This is a genomic window from Caldicellulosiruptor sp. DIB 104C (assembly GCF_028198085.1).
GTDB lineage: Bacteria > Bacillota > Thermoanaerobacteria > Caldicellulosiruptorales > Caldicellulosiruptoraceae > Caldicellulosiruptor > Caldicellulosiruptor saccharolyticus.
This window is the reverse complement of the sequence record NZ_CP116337.1, coordinates 570,541-590,977: the sequence shown is the minus strand read 5'-3', so window position 1 is coordinate 590,977 and position 20,437 is coordinate 570,541. Positions and strand designations below refer to the sequence as shown.

Annotated in this window: 14 protein-coding genes; 1 reads left to right on the top strand and 13 read right to left on the bottom strand. The window is 35.6% G+C overall.

Annotated elements, in window-relative coordinates; genetic code table 11:
• Positions 1–7 precede the first annotated feature (7 nt).
• The 13 genes from PGC14_RS02760 to PGC14_RS02700 form a co-directional block, all read right to left on the bottom strand.
• Entirely contained in the window at positions 8–331 is a 324-nt protein-coding gene (locus PGC14_RS02760; protein ID WP_039764215.1) for a PDGLE domain-containing protein, read from the bottom strand.
• Positions 332–337: 6 nt separating this feature from the next.
• The gene (locus tag PGC14_RS02755; RefSeq protein ID WP_271629457.1) at positions 338–1,009 is read right to left on the bottom strand and encodes an energy-coupling factor ABC transporter permease; all 672 of its coding nucleotides are present in this window, start codon (positions 1,007–1,009) and stop codon (positions 338–340) included.
• Between the two features lie 272 nt (positions 1,010–1,281).
• Positions 1,282–3,714 (bottom strand): glycoside hydrolase family 2 TIM barrel-domain containing protein, encoded by a 2,433-nt coding sequence (locus PGC14_RS02750; protein ID WP_271629456.1) that lies wholly within the window; start codon positions 3,712–3,714, stop codon positions 1,282–1,284.
• 138 nt (positions 3,715–3,852) lie between these two features.
• On the bottom strand, positions 3,853–4,941 hold the full coding sequence (gene uxuA / locus PGC14_RS02745; protein ID WP_271629455.1) for a mannonate dehydratase: 1,089 nt from the start codon (positions 4,939–4,941) through the stop codon (positions 3,853–3,855).
• 28 nt (positions 4,942–4,969) lie between these two features.
• Entirely contained in the window at positions 4,970–6,595 is a 1,626-nt protein-coding gene (locus PGC14_RS02740; protein WP_271629454.1) for a mannitol dehydrogenase family protein, read from the bottom strand.
• Between the two features lie 42 nt (positions 6,596–6,637).
• Positions 6,638–8,728 carry an alpha-glucuronidase family glycosyl hydrolase gene (locus PGC14_RS02735; RefSeq protein ID WP_271629453.1) on the bottom strand — a complete coding sequence of 697 codons (2,091 nt, stop codon included), beginning with the start codon at positions 8,726–8,728 and terminating at the stop codon, positions 6,638–6,640.
• Between the two features lie 75 nt (positions 8,729–8,803).
• A complete protein-coding gene (locus PGC14_RS02730) occupies positions 8,804–10,336 on the bottom strand; it encodes a response regulator transcription factor (RefSeq protein WP_271629452.1) in 1,533 nt (510 codons plus the stop codon).
• A gap of 19 nt (positions 10,337–10,355) precedes the next feature.
• Positions 10,356–12,197 (bottom strand): sensor histidine kinase, encoded by a 1,842-nt coding sequence (locus tag PGC14_RS02725; RefSeq protein ID WP_271629451.1) that lies wholly within the window; start codon positions 12,195–12,197, stop codon positions 10,356–10,358.
• A 144-nt stretch (positions 12,198–12,341) separates the two neighbouring features.
• Positions 12,342–13,241: a carbohydrate ABC transporter permease gene (locus PGC14_RS02720; protein WP_271629450.1), complete on the bottom strand. Its 900-nt coding sequence runs from the start codon at positions 13,239–13,241 to the stop codon at positions 12,342–12,344.
• Positions 13,242–13,279: 38 nt separating this feature from the next.
• Positions 13,280–14,218 (bottom strand): ABC transporter permease, encoded by a 939-nt coding sequence (locus PGC14_RS02715; RefSeq protein ID WP_011918178.1) that lies wholly within the window; start codon positions 14,216–14,218, stop codon positions 13,280–13,282.
• A 129-nt stretch (positions 14,219–14,347) separates the two neighbouring features.
• Positions 14,348–16,024 carry an ABC transporter substrate-binding protein gene (locus PGC14_RS02710; RefSeq protein ID WP_271629449.1) on the bottom strand — a complete coding sequence of 559 codons (1,677 nt, stop codon included), beginning with the start codon at positions 16,022–16,024 and terminating at the stop codon, positions 14,348–14,350.
• 135 nt (positions 16,025–16,159) lie between these two features.
• Positions 16,160–17,245, bottom strand: coding sequence for a uroporphyrinogen decarboxylase family protein (locus PGC14_RS02705; protein WP_271629448.1), 1,086 nt, complete (start codon positions 17,243–17,245; stop codon positions 16,160–16,162).
• 107 nt (positions 17,246–17,352) lie between these two features.
• Positions 17,353–19,023 carry an ABC transporter substrate-binding protein gene (locus tag PGC14_RS02700; RefSeq protein ID WP_271629447.1) on the bottom strand — a complete coding sequence of 557 codons (1,671 nt, stop codon included), beginning with the start codon at positions 19,021–19,023 and terminating at the stop codon, positions 17,353–17,355.
• Positions 19,024–19,331: 308 nt separating this feature from the next.
• Between PGC14_RS02700 and hisC the strand changes: the two genes are divergently transcribed.
• Complete coding sequence (gene hisC, locus PGC14_RS02695; RefSeq protein ID WP_011918182.1) at positions 19,332–20,408, top strand: histidinol-phosphate transaminase; 1,077 nt, start codon at positions 19,332–19,334, stop codon at positions 20,406–20,408.
• The last annotated feature ends 29 nt before the right edge of the window (positions 20,409–20,437 follow it).

Sequence of the window (20,437 nt, the reverse complement as noted above, 5' to 3'; positions counted from 1 at the left end):
TTTATAACTACTTCCTTTCAGCCATTACGAATTTCAAGATATAAAATAGTGCAAATATAACCACAATTCCAATTACTGCAGACAAGATATATCCTATATAATCATTGTGAATAAACTTTACTGTGTAACCGTCAAACAAATCAAATTTGTATATATCAGCATACTTTTTTATTCCTTCTGGCACAAACCCTAGCATCTTTTTTATCTCCTCTTGAGTCCACTCTCCAAAAGTAGGGTTTTGAGTCAAAAGCCCAATGGGAGTCAAAAAAGCAAGCGCCAAGAGGATTATAAAAATCTTATTTATATTGTTTATATATTTCTTTTCTTTCATTTTAACTCACTCACCTCTTTTTTCTTCAGCTTTAATTGTAGCAAAATTTTTTAAAGGTGAATAGAGCAGAACTGTCAGTGCTGCCTCAATTACTGCTACAACCAAAAGGTGGGGTATCATCATTGCAGGAATGGTGGTCTTTAAATCATACATGAAATACAAAGGCTTTCCTGCTTTTGTAAATAAAAGTGGTTGAAGGCCAAGCTCAATGGCTGTCAAAAGCGCTGCAATGTTCATTGAGAAATAAGACGAGATAAATATCCGAACCTTTTCATTTTTGAGACCTAATTTTTCCAAAAGTTTGCTTATAAGAACCGCAGTTAAAGGTATTGCCACTGCCATGTTAAATATATTTGTCCCAAGCGCCAAAATTCCACCGTCTCTAAAAAGTAGTGCTTGAATAATCAAAACAACGCTTGAGGCAACTGTTGAAGCCATTGGTCCAAACAAAAATGTTATAAGCGGTATTCCGGTTATGTGAGCAGAGCTTCCACCGACAACAGGAAAGTTAAACATCATGACTATAAATGTAAAAGCTGATGCAACAGATAACTGAATGTAGGTCTTTTCATCTGCCTGTTTTCTAAATCTGTTAAAAGCATAGCCAACTGCAACTGCTGATACTGCATAAAATGTTGCACACGTCTGAGGACTTAAATAACCATCTGGAATATGCAAATTCAATCAACCTCCTTTAAACTTGAATTTAATTTAATAAATTCAAAGATTAGCCTGCAGAAAATAATAAAAACCCACTTCAGGTTTTTCAACCCTTCGTGGGTTTATTCTTATTACTTTTGCTACTCTTTAATTTTTATAGTTTTTGGTTTTTATTTTACATTTCCCTGCTTTCGTAGCAGTGAAACTTCAACTTTAATTTTATCAAGATATTTTAAAAAAGTAAAGGCAAATAACATCATAAAATTTCCTTCTCTTAAACTCAAATCCCCCTATATGCACTTTATAACAACCTCTGCAATCTTTAGACCTTCTGCTAAAACTCTAACTCTAATCTCTCCTTTCTCTCTAATGCTTTTTACAACTGCAAGTGCACGTCCTTTATACAGCTTTCTTTGAGAGCTAACAAAAAGCTCGGTTGACAATGGGTCAGCCGTTCCTAATGCCATAAACCTACCTGCACCTTCAACTTCTACAGTTACTGTGTTATCTGCATATGGTACTTCTCTTTCATTCTTATCTACTGCAATAATTTTTATATAGCACAAATCACCACAAGAAGAAATGACATTTCTGTCAGGCAGCAGTTTTAAAGCAACTGGCCTGTCAGTTGTTTCTATCTTATCTCTGCCAATTTCTTTGCCATTTTTATATACCACAGCTTCAATTACACCTGGTTCATAAACTGTGTTATAAACTGCTTTAAATTGGCTATTTATTCCACATACTTTTCTTCCTAAGCTTCGACCATTTACAAAAACTTCTACCTCGTCTGCATCTGCATAAACATGAACTGCTATAGGCATCCCTTCATAACCTGGAAATGTATAGCTGCGCTCAACTGGTTCCCACGCCCAGGGTCTAAAGTACAATTTTTTCCCAAAAAGTTGTGGTGGAAGGACTACAATATAGGGCTCTTTTCTCAATCCCCAAACTATATCTCTGTAATACGATTGAGGACGTTTATCTCCACAAATATCAATATCTCCACAATTTGCATAAAACCATGGAAATTCTCCACCAAACATCTTAGCCTCATTTTCGTCTGTGCAAACTCTACCTATCCCAGCTTCACCTAAATAGTCAATAGCAGTCCATACAAAATCTCCAATAACATTTGGATTCTTTACAGTTTCAGTCCAGTTTTTGAATAAAGTATATGGATATGTCTCCGTTCCGCATATGATACGATTAGGATATTTTTCTAAATCATATGAATATCTATCGACCTTGTAGTTATAACCTGCAACGTCTAAAAACTTAAAGAATTTTTCTGTAACTTTCCCCCATTTATCGTTACCAGCTACTGCTTCTTGTTTTAACATTCTTATTACATTACTTCCATCTTCAATTGTTGTGAGCAAACTCTCATAATCAGCTGGAATAGCACAAAACGCAGCGGTAACCAATCTTGTTGAATCCAATTCTTTTACTTTTTGTGCCAAGCGCTTGCACCAGGTATATATACTTGAATATCCTTCTTCATCATCTACATCAATTCCAACACCCCATGTAATTTCATTACCAATAGACCACATTATAATAGACGGATGATTATAATCTCTCATAATGGTGGCTTTTAAATCTTCTTCCCAATATTTATCAAAGAATAGATGGTAATCATAACTCACTTTGCCTGCTGTCCAGACATCAAAAAATTCTTCAATTACAAGCATACCTAATCTATCACAGGCATCTAAAAACGCGGGAGCAAACGGATTATGGGCAAGTCTTACTGCATTGAATCCTGAGGCTTTCAAAAGCTCAACTTTTCTCTCTTCTGCTCTGTCATAGCTGGCACTCCCAAGAGGTCCGTTGTCGTGATGGATACATCCACCTTTTAATTTTATGGGCTTACCATTTAGCTTTAAACCTTCCTTTGGACTTACCGAAATTGTCCGTATTCCAAAAAACGCAGAACTGCTATCTTCAATGTCTTCATCTATTTTAATTGTTGCAAGGATTTTATAAAGGTAAGGATTTTCTATATCCCAATATTTAAATGGTGATAATGTTATGATTTTACTAACTGTCTTTTCCTCATTTTCACTGAGGATAAGTTGTTCCTGACTGCTTGTTATAAGCTCACCATCGTTAGAAAAGATACTAAACTCCATAACTCCTTGAACACTTTCATTTGTACTATTTGCTACAGCTGCTCTAACTTCTAATATTGCTGTTTCATTTTCAATAGCCTTGGTTTCAACATGCAAATGCCACGGTTTTATGTAAACTTTGCCACCTACATGAAGCCATACATGCCTGTATATGCCACAGCCTGCATACCACCGTGAACTTGGTTTGTGAGTATTTTCCACATGCACAACAATAGTGTTCTTATCATCAAACTTAACATGTTTTGTTATGTCCACAAAGAAACTTGTATAGCCATTGAAATGCTTAGCAACAAGCCTTCCATTTACAAAAACCTCAGAGATTCCCATAATTCCCTCAAATTCAAGAATTAAGTTTTTGCCCTTCCACTCTTCTTCTAACATTAACTCTTTTTTGTAATATAAACTACACCCTGGAGTATATCCTTCTGAGGCACCTGAAGGATTATTTTCGCATCTTGGTCTTTCAATCACAGCATCATGTGGCAAATCTACAGGTTTCCACTCACACTCTAAGTTGGCTACATTCAATACGCTGTATAGGGAACTTTCAGCATATTCCCATGATTTGTCTATATTGACTTTCTTCATAACTAAAGTACAAATCGTCTGAACGGCACACATATATATCACCGTTCAGACGGCTGGGGTATTTATTTTTCCGCCCTGTAAAAGAAGTTGTTCCAGCCCCAGCAGGCGGTTTTTGGAACAACCTCGCACACTTTTTTATTAGCCTTGATATTTTGACATCTTTTCAATAGCTTCCCATAGACCATTTAGATATGCAATGCCAAGGGCTCTGTCATAAAGCCCATAGCCAGGTCTTCCCTTTTCACCCCAAATCATCCTTCCATGGTCAGGTCGCAAATACCCTTCAAATCCTATATCGTATATCGCTTTCATTATCTCAAACATATCAAATGAGCCATCTGTCGACAGGTGCGATGTTTCATAAAAAGACCTCTCACCTGTAAATTTGATATTTCTCACATGCATAAAGTGAATCCTGCCCATCTTACCAAAATACCTTATCAGCTCTGGGATATTGTTTTCCCTGTTTGCTCCAAGTGAACCTGTACAGAGCGTAAGACCATTATATGGGCTGTCAACAGCTTTTAAAAATCTTTCTATGTTCTCTTTATTTGTTACAACCCTTGGCAGTCCAAATAACGACCATGGTGGGTCGTCAGGATGAATTGCCATCTTAACATCGCACTCTTCACAAACAGGGATTATGTTCTCTAAAAAGTATATTAGATTTTGAAGAAGCTTTTCTTCATCAACATCTTTGTACAGATCAAAAAGATTTTGCAGCTGTTTTAGCCTGTAGCTCTCCCAGCCAGGAAGCGAAAATCCTTTTGAGCCACTTTCCATACTCTTTACCAACTCATCTGGCGTGAGATTCTTTAGCATCTCATGGTTGTATTCCATAACCTCTGAACCATCAGGTAGCTTTTTAGCAAGGTCTGTCCTCAGCCAATCAAATACAGGCATAAAGTTGTAACATATTACCTTTACACCTGCTTTTGCTAAGTTCCTTATGGTCTGCTTGTAGTTTTCTATATACCTATCTCTTGTTGGAAGTCCAAGCTTTATATCTTCATGAACATTTACACTTTCTATCACCTCAAATTTGAGCCCTGCATCCTCCACCATCTTTTTTAGCTCAAATATCTTCTCTTCTGGCCATACCTCACCAACCGGAATGTCAAAAAGAGCAGTCACAACTCCATATATTCCTGGAATCTGACGAATATACTCAAGTGGAATGTTGTCATCCTTTGGACCAAACCATCTAAATGTCATCTTAAAACCCATTTTTTCTCTGTCTCCTTTCTATTTTTGTTTAATTGCAGCCGACATACTTCTCAAGTGTCTTTCGCACAGCTCCAACACCTTCTGTCATCTCTTTAAAATAATCTATAACCTTGTTTGCAAGGCCTATCTCAAAAAGATTTACTCTAAAGAGCATCTCGTTTGACAATATTGGCTTTAGCTTTTCATCTAAGTTTTCTACCTTCTTGCCAAGCTCAATCCAATTCATGTGTTTTTTAAGCTCCTCTAAAAGCGGGTCAGGACTTGGCTCAAAGGGCTTGCCACTGTCATCTACACACATCAAGTATCTTAACCATCCTGCTATCACAAGCGGTATGAATTTTAAACTTTTTACATCCAAATTAGGACTTTCGCTGTACGCCTTTATTGTCTCACCAAATCTAATTGGCATCTTCTGTGATGTGTCTGTCGCTATTCTTTGTGGTGCATCTGGTATATATGGGTTTGGAAACCTTTCTTCAATTACCTCCTTAAGATATTCTTTTGGGTCAATTATCTTTGGGTCAACCACAACTGGCAAGCCCTCTTCATACCCTATCTTCTCTATAAGCTTCTTTAAACACCCGTCTTTTACCTCTTCATAGATTGTCTTGTAACCCAGCAGACATCCAAAGATAGCTAAGGCGGTGTGAAGCGGATTGAGACAAGTCTGAACCTTCATCCGCTCTGAGTTCTCGACTGTCTGCCTGTTTGTAAAATAAACTCCTGCCTTCTCAAGAGGTGGTCTGCCATTTGGAAAGTTGTCTTCAATCACAAGATATTGAGATTTTTCTGTATTGACAAAAGGTGCTATATATGTGTTTTTGGAAGTGCAAATTATCTCTATTTTCTCTAACCCGTCTTTTTCAAGTAACTCCTTTATGCTCTCAGAAGGTCTTGGAACAATCTTGTCTATCATGCTCCATGGAAAGCTAACTGATGAAGAATTGCTAAGATACTCAACAAAACCTTCTTCTACTAATTTGTTTTTTACCCACTCTTTTGCTATTTGAATGATTGAATTATAAAGCCTTTCACCGTTTTTTGAGCAATTATCAAGGCTCACAACTGCAACTGGGTGCTTGCCATTTTTGTACCTCACATACAAAAGTGAGGCAACCTTCCCCATACTACTTTTTGGTTTTTCTGGTCCGTTTTCTATATCTTCTTTTACTTGTGGCAGATATTCACCATTTAAATCAACAATATTGTACCCTTTTTCTGTAATAGTAAATGTCACCATCTGCAAAGATGCACTTTTAAAAATCTCACAAAGCCTTGCCCAGTCATCTTTAAAATCAGGGTCGCACTTTAGCGCCTCAGTAATACTTGCAATTATTCTTTTTTGTAGATTTCCTTTTGCATCTGCTGTAACAACTAAGGAAAGATTGTCATATGGTTTGTAGATTCTATCAATTATTTCATAGTCAAATAGCTCTGCTGCAATAACCCCTGTCTGAACCTCGCCTCTTTCTAACAAATCCTGCTCAAGTGCTGCAATATACCCTCTAAAAATATTTCCTGCTCCAAAGTGAATCCATGTGGGATTTTCATATGTGTTTTTTATAACATCCTCTATATCAAATTGAGGCATCTCAATTTGAATCTTTTGCCACAAATCTTTATGTGCAAGGCTTTCTCTATTTAACTTTAGCATTTTTGGCACCTCGTCCTTTCTACAAAAACTCAAGTTTCTATTTTACGGATATATGAGTCTTCCTTTTTCATCAGGAATTCCTGTTTTTCTGTAAAAGTATGTATTGATCACATCTCGCCACTCAATTGCATGTTCTTTTTGCATCTTTAGCCGCTCAGAAACTCTATTGAAGATATCTTCATCTATCTTTCCTCTTAGCTCTTCCCACTTTTGGATAAGAACATCTACCTCTTCAGCACCTTCAAAGTGCGAATCATACATGAACTGAATGAGCGTTTTGCCTGATTTTAATCTGTGAGTGTATGGCACTCTGTGGAAAAATAGTAAAAGGTTTTCTGGACATTTTTCTATATCGTCAAAGATTTTTTGCCAATGCGGATGATACTGCAAAGTATATCCTGTACCCTTTGATGTCCTGTCAACCCCAATTGCTTTTGTATCTGCTCTGTGGTAGGTCCCCCACTTTGAATACTCATACCCTTCTGGATTAGGACCATAGTGGTGACCCGGATTTACCATCCACCCCAAACCAAGAGGTGTTGTATACTTCTCATAGATTCTATGCGAATTTAAAAGTATCCAAAGAATATTTTCTACAACCTTTTTATCATCCCCAAATGTAAGCAAAATCCATTCTTTAGCAATACCTTCAACTGACCCATCTGGATTCCAAGCAAGTTTCCCAAACGTCCAAAGATTTGCCTGGGCTAAATCGTGTCCTGTCCAGTTTATGCTACTACCTATGTTTGACACACCAGCAAATCCACAATACTTCCATCCAAATAGACTTCCATCTACTATTCTTTTGACATATGAACCTTTGCCTTTGCAGTAGGTGTCAAACTCTAAAATCTCTTTCCACAAGGTACCTAAATAGCAAAGATGAATCTGCTGGCCTGTATATTCCTGAGTTATTTGTAATTCTATCATTTGATTTGTCTTTTCCATACCACCAAAAAGTGGTGATACAGGCTCCCTTACCTGAAAGTCCATTGGACCATATTTTACCTGAAGTACAACATTATCAAGAAACTCTCCATCAAGAGGTTTGAAGTTTTCATACGCAGCCTTTGCTCTGTCAGTCTTTGTGTCTCTCCAGTCCTGAAGGCAGTTGTAGACAAACGCGCGCCAGATGACAACTCCACCATATGGCAAAAGAGCTTTTGCAAGCATGTTTGCTCCATCCGCATGACTCCTGCCATATACATATGGGCCAGGATTGAACTCAGAATCAGCTTTTACTAAAAAACCACCAAAGTCAGGTATATAGCTATAAATTGTCTTGACCGTCTCTTGCCACCATTTAAATACATCAGGGTCAAGAGGGTCTGCAGTTGAAAGTCCTCCGATATAAATTGGACTTGCAAAATTTATGCTAATATACAATTTTATACCATACAATCTGAAAGTCTCAGCAATTTCAGAAAGCTCAGGCAAATACTTTGGAGTTATCAGCCAAATTGCCTTTCCTCTGACATTGACATTGTTAATTACCACCCCATTTATACCAATTGACGCAAGTAGCCTTGCATAGTCTCTTACACGTTTTAAAGACCTTTTTACCCTGTTGTTTGAAAAAAAAATGGAACTTCCTGCATAACCTCTTTCAATGCTTCCATCCATATTATCCCAGTGGTTGATCACCCTCAAAGGTGCTTTTGGATTTTCTATGATATATAAACTACTTAAATTGCTTTTTACCCTCAGCCTATTGATAAGTTCGAATGTACCATAAATTATTCCACTCTCAGTTTTAGCAACAAGTAGAATAATGTTTTGCGTTTTAGTTGCAACAACCTTTATCAAAAAGCCTTCATTGCCAATTTGCTCTTTTTCTTCTTTTTCAAGAAACTTTTCTATTACTTCATTTCCCAACTTTCCTATTAATGTACCATGATGAAAGTCAAGATAAGAAGTAGTTTGTATATTGGGTTCTACTCCAAAAATGTTTTTGATAGCCTCTTTTAGCTCAAGGGCAGCATTTCGAAAATAGTAATTGTTATCCAATATAAAAATGTTTGAAATGAAAGGTATAACCTTTTTCAAATACTCTTCATCTTCGCACCTTTTGTAATCAAGCCAACACATAGTATATTGATTTTGTGGCACTCCTTTTTGTTTGACGTGTTCCATAAGTCTACACTCCTTCTTAAATGAAAATCATTATTCTATCTGAAACCGATTTCTATTTAACTTAGTTTTTTACATTTAATAATTAGTTTCACCTATCATTGAACTCCTATATTTAGATGGGCTTTTACCTACATACTCTTCAAATTTTAACGCAAAATAATCAGTGTCATTATAACCCACTTCTTTTGCAATTTCATAAATTTTTTTATCGGTCTTGAGTAAAAGTTTTTTAGCCTGTTCGATTCTTAATATGTGCAAATACTTATTAAATGGCATGTTAAAGTGCTTTTTAAACATCCTGCCCAAGTAAATTGGATTGATATAAAACTGCTGAGCAATGCTTTTTATAGTGATATCTTTATTGTAGTTTTCCTTTATGAACAGCTCAATCTTCTTCATAAAGCTTGAACTGTTGAACTTTGTAGCTTCAGTAACGTACTCTGCTATTTGAAGTAATATCTCCATTACCTTTTCAATAAATTTGCTCTTTTGGAGATTGCTCCTATAGATAAACTTAAGACTGTCTGCCTCAAAAAGTTGATACACTTCAAAATAATCTATAACCTCGAGTAACGTAAGAAGTATGAAGCCTTTAATTATCTCAGGAGAAATCTTTTTGTTGTGGCACTCATCAAAAAATTGAGAAAGTTTGTATCTAATTTCTTCGCATTTTCGCTCTTCAATCAATTTAATAAGTTCACTGCCCAACTTCTTATCCTCAATGTACATTTCAAAATCCTCTATTTGAGCAGCTTCAATCACTCCAGTTTTCTCATAAAATTGGGCAAAGCTGAGTTTTTTAAGAAGCTGTTTGTAAAAACTATGTATATTCTTGTAATTTTTGATTTCATCAAACACTATGGATTGCAAGTTCAATCTTCTTGTTATGTATTCATAAACTTGTCTTATCACCTGACCCCTTCTACTCTTCTGCTCAGCCTCAATGATAAGTATTATGTTAAAAAAGCTGTCCCAGTAACATCTAAAGTCAATCCCTTTGTTTGCAAACTTTGCGTTAACTTCTCTTTCAATCTCTAACAAACTCTCACAAATAGTCAAGTCATCTTCATATTGCAGAGCTTCTTTTTTGCCAATTCCCATCCATGTTGCGGTACCGTCCATGCCAAGTTGTTCTATAGTGGACACCTCATTAAATTCTACTACCCTCATGAACTTTGAGTTTCTTTTCAGGTATTCAAATAGGTTTTTTCGTCTGTGATACTCTCTTTCGTTGAGGATTCTTGTTTTAATTCTTTCCAATGTCTGAATGAGCTCTGCCTCATCTATAGGTTTTAATAAATAGTCATTGACACCATATCTTATAGCTGCTTTTGCAAACTCAAATTCATTGTACCCACTGATAATAACCACAGCCGGACGGTTTTCAAATTCCTCTGAAATTCTTCTTATCAGCTCAATTCCGTCCATAACGGGCATCTTTATATCTGTAATCACCACATCAATATGCTCTTTTTTCAAAATCTCAAGCGCTTCTTGACCATTACTAGCTTCCCTATATATCACAAATCCACGTCCATTCCAGTCTACAAGCTTTATAATACCCTTTCTCATATAGACTTCATCTTCAACCAAAAGAACTTTAAGCATTTTTAACACCCTCAATTTTTTAGATTTTATATACAAATGCAGGAAGTTCTAACGGGATTTTGATAACAACCCTTGTACCCTGTTTAAAATTGCTATGTATTTTAAAATCAACGGCATTGTTGTAATAGAGCATAAGCCTTTTGTAAACATTCTTAAGACCAATATTTTTTTCGTATGTATTATTGCTCAGGTTTTCATAAAGCTGAGAAAGTTTCTCTTCATCCATACCAATACCATTGTCTTCAACCTTTATGATAAGATAAGCCTCTTCTTTTTTAACCTCTATTATAATCTCCCCATTTCCTTCTATCTCTTCAATACCATGAATGCACGCATTTTCAACCAGCGGTTGGATGGTCATCTTTGGTATTAAACAATTTCTCGCTACTTCATCCACATAAATACGATATGCAAGTTTTTCTCCCAGCCTGTACTTTTGAATCTTTAAAAAGTCCTCTACAAAACCAATCTCTTCTTCTACGGTGGTGATGTCATTACCCCAGTAAATAAGTCTTCTGAGTGTTCTCGTGAGATACTTAATAATCTCAGCTGTCTCAAGCTCGTTTTTAAGTACTGACCTCATTCTTATCGAATCCAATGTGTTAAAAAGAAAATGAGGATTTATTTGACTCTGCAAAGCGTTTAACTCTGCCTGTTTCTTTTCAATTTCTAAAGTCTTTCTTTGTATTTCAGAGAGCATCTCTTTTTCAATGAGTTCTTTTAACTTTATTGTCATATTGTTAAACTCTTTTATTACATTGCCAATCTCATCATTTCCTTCTTTGCAATTGAGAATCTCAAAATTCTGCTTTTTGATTTTCTTAATGTGCCTTGTCAAAAGTTCCAATCTTGCTGACAATGACGAGGTAATCATCCTAATTAAAAGAGTTGCAAAAAGTAGACTCAAGACTGAAATAAAGAGTATATACTCAATTGCCCTATAGATTTCTCCAAGCATGTATGATTTTGAAAATACACCTACTAATTTCCAGCAAGATAGTAAATTGTAATCCAATCTTTCTTCAAATATATAGGAATCCTTAGAAACAAACTTTCTCTTGTCAAATTTTATAAAAGGCTTTGCAAATATAACACTGTTGTTACTACGTGCAGCAATAATCCTATTTGACTTGTCAAGAAGGTAAATCTCGCCACCAAATATTTCAAAATTTATAGAATTGAAAAAGCTTGCTAAGTACATGTCGATTTTAGCTATTTTTAGATACTTACTGTTATTTCCTCTTGATGTGCTTCTCCTTTCAAACTGGTTTAAATTTCTAAACAGCGACACATATCCCTCTTCTCCATTCACACCTTCATCCACAGTAGGAATCACTATGATCCCCTGCTGATTATCCATAACTAAACTGAACCATTCTTTTGCTTCTCCCTCATTTAATTTTCTGTAACCATCGCTATCTACAATAGTTGGATTGTTAGTATAAATGGTAACACGTGCTATATTGGAATATACATTTCTGCCCTGATAAATCCTATTCCTTAAATATCCTTCATAATTGGAATAAAAATCTTCTAATCCTTTGTATTCTATATCAAGCATATCATTTAACAACTCATCTGTATACAATGTATTGGAGTAAAGAATTGCTTCTTCAAGCACTTTTTTAATATTTGCATTCAAAATATTAAAGACACCTTGTATCTGATCAATCTTTTGTTGTTGAAGATTTTTCACAATAAACAATGTAAAAATAAAATGAGTAACAATTGTTGGAATTAACACGCACAGTATATAAACTAACAGTAATTTCTTTCTAACTGAGAGATTGTCAAGTCCTGCCAACAATCTTTCTCTCAATTTAGCTGAGAATTTACAAATCACCTTTGTCACCAAGTTCATCTTGGATATCCTTTGATTTTAATTATAGCATATCTATTAACATAGGTGAATTAAAAAGTGGGCTTTTTAACACCCACTTTTATTTATTTCTATGAAGTTAAACAATATAATTTGCCAAAAAATTCGACAAACTCCGCTCTCCCTCTATTCTCCTTTAACACTCCCAAGAGTTAGCCCCTTGACAAAATATTTTTGTAAAAATGGATATACAATTATAATTGGTACTGTCGCAACAATTGTCATACTTGCTCTTACTGAAGTAGGCGTTACTTGCTGGGTTTCTGCCAATGCGCCCATCTGGTAGTCAGGGTTTCTTCCAACCTGCATACTTACAGATGCTAAAATCTTTTGTAGCTCATACTGCAAAGTACTGAGGTCAGGTCTCTGGGAGTTAAAAATATACACGTCAAACCATGAATTCCAGTGCCCAACACCTATAAAAAGTGCGATTGTTGCCACTGCTGGTAGTGTAAGAGGGAAGATTATCTGCCACAGTATCCTAAATTCGCTTGCACCATCAATTTTGGCTGACTCTATAAGACTTGTAGGGAGAGATTCAATGTAACTTCTCACAACTACCACGTTGAACATTCCTAAAAGAGCAGGAATAATATACACCCAGAATGTATTTAAAAGATGTAAACTTCTATATAGTAAATATTGTGGTATTAATCCTGCTCCAAAGTACATTGTTAAAACCATAATTGCAGAAAATGGTCGTCTTAGCACAAAATCTTTTCTAGAAAGAGGATATGCAACAAACATTGTGCATATGATTCCAAGAACAGTTCCTAAGACTGTTCTTGCTACTGATACAAGAGTTGCATTATATATCTGTGGATTGCTTATTATAATCTCATAATTTTTTAAGGTCCATTTTCTAGGCCAAATATATATCCCGCCTCTTACTGTATCAAGAGCATCATTAAAGGATACTGCAAGAACATTTATAAAGGGATACAACGTTACAATACCAACAAATATCAAACTTATATGAACTACTAAGTCAACTATAATGTCTTCGGCTGTCTTTTTTCTAAGCATTTAACATATACCCCCTATTTTATCCTCTAATAGATATTTTACATAACAGTTGAAGCATTTAATTTTTGAGCAATCTTATTAGCAAATAATACAAGGAAGATGCTTACAACACTTTTGAACATACCAGCAGCTGTTGCATACGAATATCTGTACATGGTAATACCGTAATCAAGAACATATGTGTCAAGAATTTGGGCATAGTCTTGAACAAGAGGATTTCTTAACAAAAGTACCTGTTCAAATCCTGCGTTCAAAAGCCAACCAACATTTAATATTAAAAGCATACTAATTGTTGGTGCAATCCCTGGCAAAGTTACATATCTTATTTTTTGAAGCCTTCCACAACCATCAACACTTGCAGCATCATAAAGTTCAGGGTCAATACTCGTTATTGCAGCTAAATATACAATAGCATTCCATCCTGTTTCTTTCCACACACTGGATAGTGCTAATATCCACCAAAAATAATGCCCTTCACCCATCCATACAATTGGTTGTTTGATAATTTTTAGAGACATCAAAATCTGGTTAACAATACCCGACTCTGGTGCAAGCGCACTTATAACAATACTTGCAGCAACAACCCACGACACAAAGTGGGGAAGATAGGAAATGGTCTGAATAGTTCGCTTAAATAACATATTCTTTACTTCATTTAACATCAATGCAAGTAAAATTGCCGCAGCAAAAGAGGTCACAAGTTTTAAAAAACTTATAACAATTGTGTTTCTCATAGCAAGCCAAAATCCTGAGTCACTAAACAAATCTTTAAACTGTTGAAAGCCAACCCACTCAGATCCCCATACACCTTCATAAGGTCTATATTCTTTAAAAGCAATTATCCACCACCATAGTGGAATATAGTGAAAAAGAATAACGTACAATACAAAAGGAAATATCATAAAAACTAACTCTTTTTGCTCTTTTACTCTTTGCCAAAAAGTTTTTTTAGAAGAGTAATAAATTGCTGATTCCAATGTCACTGACCTCCTTTTTAAACATTCAACAACTATACTACTGTATATTTTCAGAAATTCTTAAAAAGTTTTTAAAGAAGGAAAGAGGATGTTTTGCCTCTCCCCTCCTTAATTATCTATTCTTATCCGCTATTTAATCTTAATTCCGTACCAATCTTCCATACGTTTTCTTAGTTCTAGTGTATAGAAATCTGCTATAACTTTGCTATTTATTTTTTGCCTTACTTCGGTTTTATACTTATTCCATACTTCATCATATTTGCCCTTTGGTGCCATAATAAGCAGTGGAATGTACTTTCTTGCTAAATCATTAGCAATATTTAAAGGAACCTGGATTTCTTTTTGTTTTTCTGGTGGAACATTAATCTCCCAAGCATAACCCCACTTTGGAGATTCAGGTTCATCTGCAAATGGTGGTTCTACAAATGTCTTTGCTTTATAAGCATCAAGTACTTGTTTTTGTGCAGGTGCCCATTGCATGTATGCAATATCTGGATCAAGATCAGGTTTTACATAGTTGCCATCTGGAAGTTTTAATTGCCATCTTGGATAAATATTCCAGTAACCAAGACCTTCTTGTTTCTGATATACAGGATCTCTTGCCTTGTCTATCATAGCTTGAGTTCTGTACATCTTGCCTTTCTTGTCAACAAGGTAGTCTCTCCCCTTGATTCCCCAGAACATGAGTTTTTGAACATCAGGATTTAATAATGAGTCTAAAAACTTAAATGCTGTAACTGGGTCTTTACACTTTTTAGTTATACTTACTCCATCACGCGTGCCAATTGACTGTAACATAACATACGTTGACTTTTTAACACCTTTGAAAACTATCCCAAATGGAACCAATATTCTATCGTCTTCTCCATTCTTTCTCAGTGTATTAAATGCATTAGTGAAATGCCATGACCTTCCCCATGAAGTTACTACTCTACCCTGAGCTATCTTTGCTTGCCATTGGTCATATGTTTGGACAAATGCTTCTTTATCAAACAATCCTTCATTCCACAGCTGATTCAATGCTCTGTATGCTTTGTACATCCCCATACCTGCCGGGTCATAAGATGCCGTATAAGTTTTTGGATCAAACTGAACAGTGTCTGCAATCAGTCCATTTAACCCTGTCGCTGGGTCTTGAATGACGTAAAATCTTGAACCTTCTGTAATTGCAGACATCCCTATAACAGGCATACCTTTGTATTTTGGATACTTCTTAACATAAGCTCTGAGCATTGGAACCAAATCTTCCCAATATCTAAGCCTTGGCCACTTATTTTTCTTTAGCATATCAATCATTACATATAAACCTTCGCCCATTGAGCTTGGAGATACTTCTCCTCTTGAGTAGCTCAAGAAATAAATATGACCGTCCGCCTGACGCAGTTTCTTTAAGTCAGCCTCTGAATATGCCTTCTTTGTCCATGTTCCATATTTCTGAATATATCCTTCTAATGGTACTAAGACTTTGTTCTGAATAAACTGCTTGTGCTCACCACTACCATACACAAGATCTGGCAAGTCACCCGATGCAAGCATAAGCGATACCTTTGTTGCCTGGTCCATACCAACAAAGTGTTCAATTTTGAGTCTTACACCCGTCTTTTTAGTAATCTCCTGTCCTATTGCGGTGCTGAAAATATCCGGATGGTATTGCACTGTTGCATCAGCACTAAACATTGTGAAAGTTACAACTTTTTTAGATGCAGCTTCTGCATTTTTTGTTCCAACAGGAACAAAGCTGCCAGCAACTGTCGCAAAGATGAAGATTAAAGCTATTATCAAAGCACTTTTCTTTTTAAAGCTCACTTTAAGAATACCTCCTTCTTTTAATTTTCTGAGGATTATTTTTTACATCCTCTATTGTTCATTTTACATAGTATTTGTTTAAAAACAACCCTTAAAATCTAACATATTTACCCCATAAAATTGATATATAGAAGTTTATAATCTGCCATATTCTTGCACAGCCCACATATAAATTCTAATATTTTCTAAAGGTGTACCAGAAGCAATAGAACCAGCAGGAGTTTCAACAAAATTGCCATCTGCTTTTAACACATCCATATCTCCTTTTACAATTTCAATTATCTCCTCTTTTGTACCATTTCTAAGAACAAAAGGTGGCATTTGACCATAGATTCGTGCATTTGGCATAAGTTTTCTTATAGTAGCAGGATGTATTTCTGGCCCAAAGTTCACTGCATTTACTCCCAAATCATTCAAAATAGGAATTATATGCTGCATGTTGCTGTCTGAGTGCTGATATCTTGTGTCAGTTTTGTTTGGAGCAAATTCTTTAAATAAGCTCTCCATTATAGGCGCACAATATCTTTCATAAAGCTTTGGTGAAAACAAAAAGCAGTTGTCATCATTAATTGATATTCCGTTGTATTCAATATCACAATAACTTCTTAAAAGCCTTATGTACTCAACAAGTTTTGTTCCCAAAATTTTAAAAAACTCATCCATAAGCTCAGGTTCATCCATCAGCAAAATGCAAAGGTTAGTTGTACCCAATAAACTTGTGGCAATTGTTGCTGGTCCTCTTGTCATAGAGCCCAACTTCAATTTTTTGCCAGTTTGGAGTTCATAGCTATTTTTAGCATCTATAAGCTCAGCAGTTACCACATTTTTTATTTCAACCTTTTCAAGCTTTCTAATTAAGTCCTTTACCTCATCCACAGAGTCAATTGCAGGTTCAAGCCAAGGTGTACCTCCTTCAGAGATAACAACCTTTGAGCCCATAATAACCTCAAATCTTGCCGGCTCAGGTGGATCTAATTCTTCTTCTGAATAGAACCTTCTTCCAAGCTCTTTTTCTAATATATCATTTGCCTTTTTGTGAATCTCCAATCTAACAGCTTTGTCGGTGTAGTACTTGACAGTAGAAAATGGACCAACAAGCTCAAATAAGAAGTGGTCATCAAGCCAAAAATGAATAGGAATGCGCGTTTTTTTGTCAAAGTTTTGTTTGCAGTACTCATTTTCCTCCCAGAATGCCTTTAAATCAATTTTTATTTCATTCATCAGCTTCAACACTTCCTTTCTCAAAAAAAATCAATTATCTTTCATTATTAAAAATTATAGGGAAGACCCTAAAAGGCCTTCCCTATAAATATATCACTTTTAAATCTTTAATTCCAATTCTTTACTCTCCACTGAATCATCTCAGTCTTAAATTTCTCATATACCTTATAGTTTGTCTTCTCAAAAGCTTTAACATACTCTTTCCATATTCTCTCAAAATCACTATCACTCTTTGCCATTACAAGTTGTGGAAGATACTTTCTCTGTACCTCGCTCATCTTTTGAGTTGCTATAGTTACATCTGTTCTATCAGCAGGAATGTTAATCTCCCATGCAAAACCATATGGTGTTTCAAGTGGTGTGTCTGTAAATGGCGGCTGCATGAAGGTCTTTGCTTTATAAGCATCAAGTACTTTCTTCTCAGCTGGTGAGAAATTCTTGTATACATAGTCTGGGTCAAATCCTGGCTCTCTGTAGTTTCCATCTTGCAGTTTCAAATATGCATGTGGGAATACCCACCAGTAACCAATACCCTCTTTTTTACGATATACGGGATCTTCTCTTTGTTTCTTCTGTTTGTCTGTTAAATACATTTTTCCATTCTTATCTACACTATAATCAACACCTTTGATTCCCCAATACATTAGCTTTTGTGCTTCTAAAGAACATAGCGTGTCCAGGAACTTAAATGCTGTAAGTGGATCTTTACATTTCTTGGTAATACTGATTCCATCTCGAGCTCCTATTGGTTGAATCATAAGATATCTTGCTCTTTGCACACCTTTGTAAACAACAGGGAATGAAATGTGCATTCTGTTGTATTTCTTTGCATTTTTGAGTGATGCTTCTGCATCATATCCAAATTGCCACCATTGATCATAAAATCCTACTACTCTACCTTGAGCAATCTTTGAAAGATATGTGTCATAGTTCTGAACAAATACTTCTTTGTCAATTAACCCTTCTTTCCATAACTTGTTCAAATCCTTGTAATATCGCTTTGAACCTTCCATAGTTGCATATACCTTTGCTTGGTAAGTTTTTGGATCAACAATGACATCGCCATCGTTTTGATAACCCATTAGATATGATGGTGGATTTGTAAGAGTAAAGAATCTCCAGCTTTCCGTTATAAATGTAAATCCAATTGTAGGTTTGCCTTCAATTTTTGGATTTTTCTTTACATAATCTCTTATAAGCTGTAGATAATCTTCCCAATATCTTACTTTTGGCCACTTTGCCTTTTCAAGCAAGTCAATTGGGAGCCAAAAACCATCTGGTTTTAAATCTGGTGTAATTTCATTTCTGTAGGGAGACAAGAAATAGATGTGTCCGTCTTTTTGTCTGAGTCTTTTGAGGTCTTTTGCGCTATAGATTTGTTTGCAATATTTTCCGTACTTTTGAATGTAGTTGTCCAAAGGAACCAAAACACCTGCTTCAATTAACTTTCCATGCTCTTGATGTCCATGAATTAAATCAGGCAAATCGCCTGATGCAAGCATAAGTCCTATTTTTGTCGCCTCATCCTGTCCTGCTAAGTACTCAATTTTAAGTCTTACACCAGTAAGCTTTGTCAACTCCTTACCTATTGGTGTGCTAAACAAATCGGGATGTGGGTCTGCATTAGAGTCGCCATAGAAAAATGTCAATACTTTTACTTTCTGACTGCTTGAAGCCGCTTTCACAGTATTAGATGTAGAAGTACCAACCAAAAGTACATTTGAAAGAATAAATACCATACAAATAAGCGTTGCAACAACCTTCAATCTTTTTGTCATTCAAACTCCTCCCCTTTATAGATTTTTTTGATACATACCACACCAGCACTAAAAGAAAATCCTCTAATCATTACATGTAAATTATAACTATAAAATTAAAACTTGTGACCCTAAAAAATTTAATAATTTTACCCCATAAACTTGACTTGTTTTTAAACTATAATCTCAGTATTTTTATAGCTCATTGCTAAAGCAATTTAAACTAATTAAATTCTACATCTTTCACTTTCTACTCTCTTCTCTTGACAACCCCAAAGGTTGATAATAAAATTAATGAAAATAACTTTAACAAAAGGGGATGTGGTAGATTGTTCAGAGAGGTCATACGTACTATTTCGCCATATATCCCTGGAAAACCAATCTCTGAAGTAAAAAGAGAACTGGGACTTGAAAAGGTTATAAAGCTTGCCTCAAATGAAAATCCATTAGGACCTTCTGAAAATGTCAAAAAAGCAATAAAAGAAAGTTTGGACGACTTAAGCTTATACCCTGACGGAAACTGTACAGAGCTAAAGCTAAAGCTTGCAAAAAAGCTAAATGTAAAGCCTACTCAGATAATATTTGGTGCTGGTTCTGACGAAATTACTCAGCTTATAGCCAGCATATTTATTAATCCCGGCGATAATTCAATAATGGCAAGACCTTCTTTCCCAAGATACGAAACTGTGACCAAAGTGATGGGCGGTATTCCCATTGAGATTCCTCTAAAAAACTATACTCATGACCTTGAGGAATTTTCCAAACATATAAATGAAAGGACAAGAGTAATATGGATTTGCAACCCCAACAATCCAACAGGTACAATTGTCAAAAAAGATGAGCTTTACAACTTCATCAAATCTGTACCATCTGAAATTGCAGTTGTTGTTGACCAAGCTTACAAAGAATACATCGACGACCCAGAATATCCAGATGCTATCCACTGGCTTGATGAGTTTAAAAACTTGATTGTACTTCAGACATTCTCAAAGATTTATGGTCTTGCATCACTCAGAATTGGTTATGCTATAGCTTCAGAAGAAATAATTGAAAAGCTAAACAGGGTAAGACCACCTTTTAACGTCAATCATGTAGCTCAGATTGCTGCAATTGCTGCACTCGATGACCAAGAACATATAGAGAAGGCTAAGGAGCTTAACAAAAAGTCACTCGAATTTTTCTACAAAAGTTTTGAGGAAATGAAACTTCCATATATTAAGTCTTACGGCAACTTTGTAATGGTAGATGTAACAAAAGATGCTGTTGAGGTGTTTAAAAAGCTCCTTTTAAAAGGTATAATTGTAAGACCAGGGGATATTTTTGACATGCCCACATATATTAGAGTAACAACAGGACTGGAGAGTGATAACATGGAATTTATAAAGGCTTTGAAAGAAGTTCTGTAAAAAGCAAAGGTTTGCAGAACGGTAGAATG

Bases quoted from the DNA above. Each gene is read 5' to 3' on its own strand.
- PGC14_RS02725 (WP_271629451.1), bottom strand. From the start codon at position 12,197: ATGAACTTGGTGACAAAGGTGATTTGTAAATTCTCAGCTAAATTGAGA.
- PGC14_RS02720 (WP_271629450.1), bottom strand. From the start codon at position 13,241: ATGCTTAGAAAAAAGACAGCCGAAGACATTATAGTTGACTTAGTAGTT.
- PGC14_RS02740 (WP_271629454.1), bottom strand. From the start codon at position 6,595: ATGCTAAAGTTAAATAGAGAAAGCCTTGCACATAAAGATTTGTGGCAA.
- PGC14_RS02760 (WP_039764215.1), bottom strand. From the start codon at position 331: ATGAAAGAAAAGAAATATATAAACAATATAAATAAGATTTTTATAATC.
- uxuA (WP_271629455.1), bottom strand. From the start codon at position 4,941: ATGGGTTTTAAGATGACATTTAGATGGTTTGGTCCAAAGGATGACAAC.
- PGC14_RS02730 (WP_271629452.1), bottom strand. From the start codon at position 10,336: ATGCTTAAAGTTCTTTTGGTTGAAGATGAAGTCTATATGAGAAAGGGT.
- PGC14_RS02705 (WP_271629448.1), bottom strand. From the start codon at position 17,245: ATGAATGAAATAAAAATTGATTTAAAGGCATTCTGGGAGGAAAATGAG.
- PGC14_RS02700 (WP_271629447.1), bottom strand. From the start codon at position 19,023: ATGACAAAAAGATTGAAGGTTGTTGCAACGCTTATTTGTATGGTATTT.
- PGC14_RS02735 (WP_271629453.1), bottom strand. From the start codon at position 8,728: ATGGAACACGTCAAACAAAAAGGAGTGCCACAAAATCAATATACTATG.
- PGC14_RS02750 (WP_271629456.1), bottom strand. From the start codon at position 3,714: ATGAAGAAAGTCAATATAGACAAATCATGGGAATATGCTGAAAGTTCC.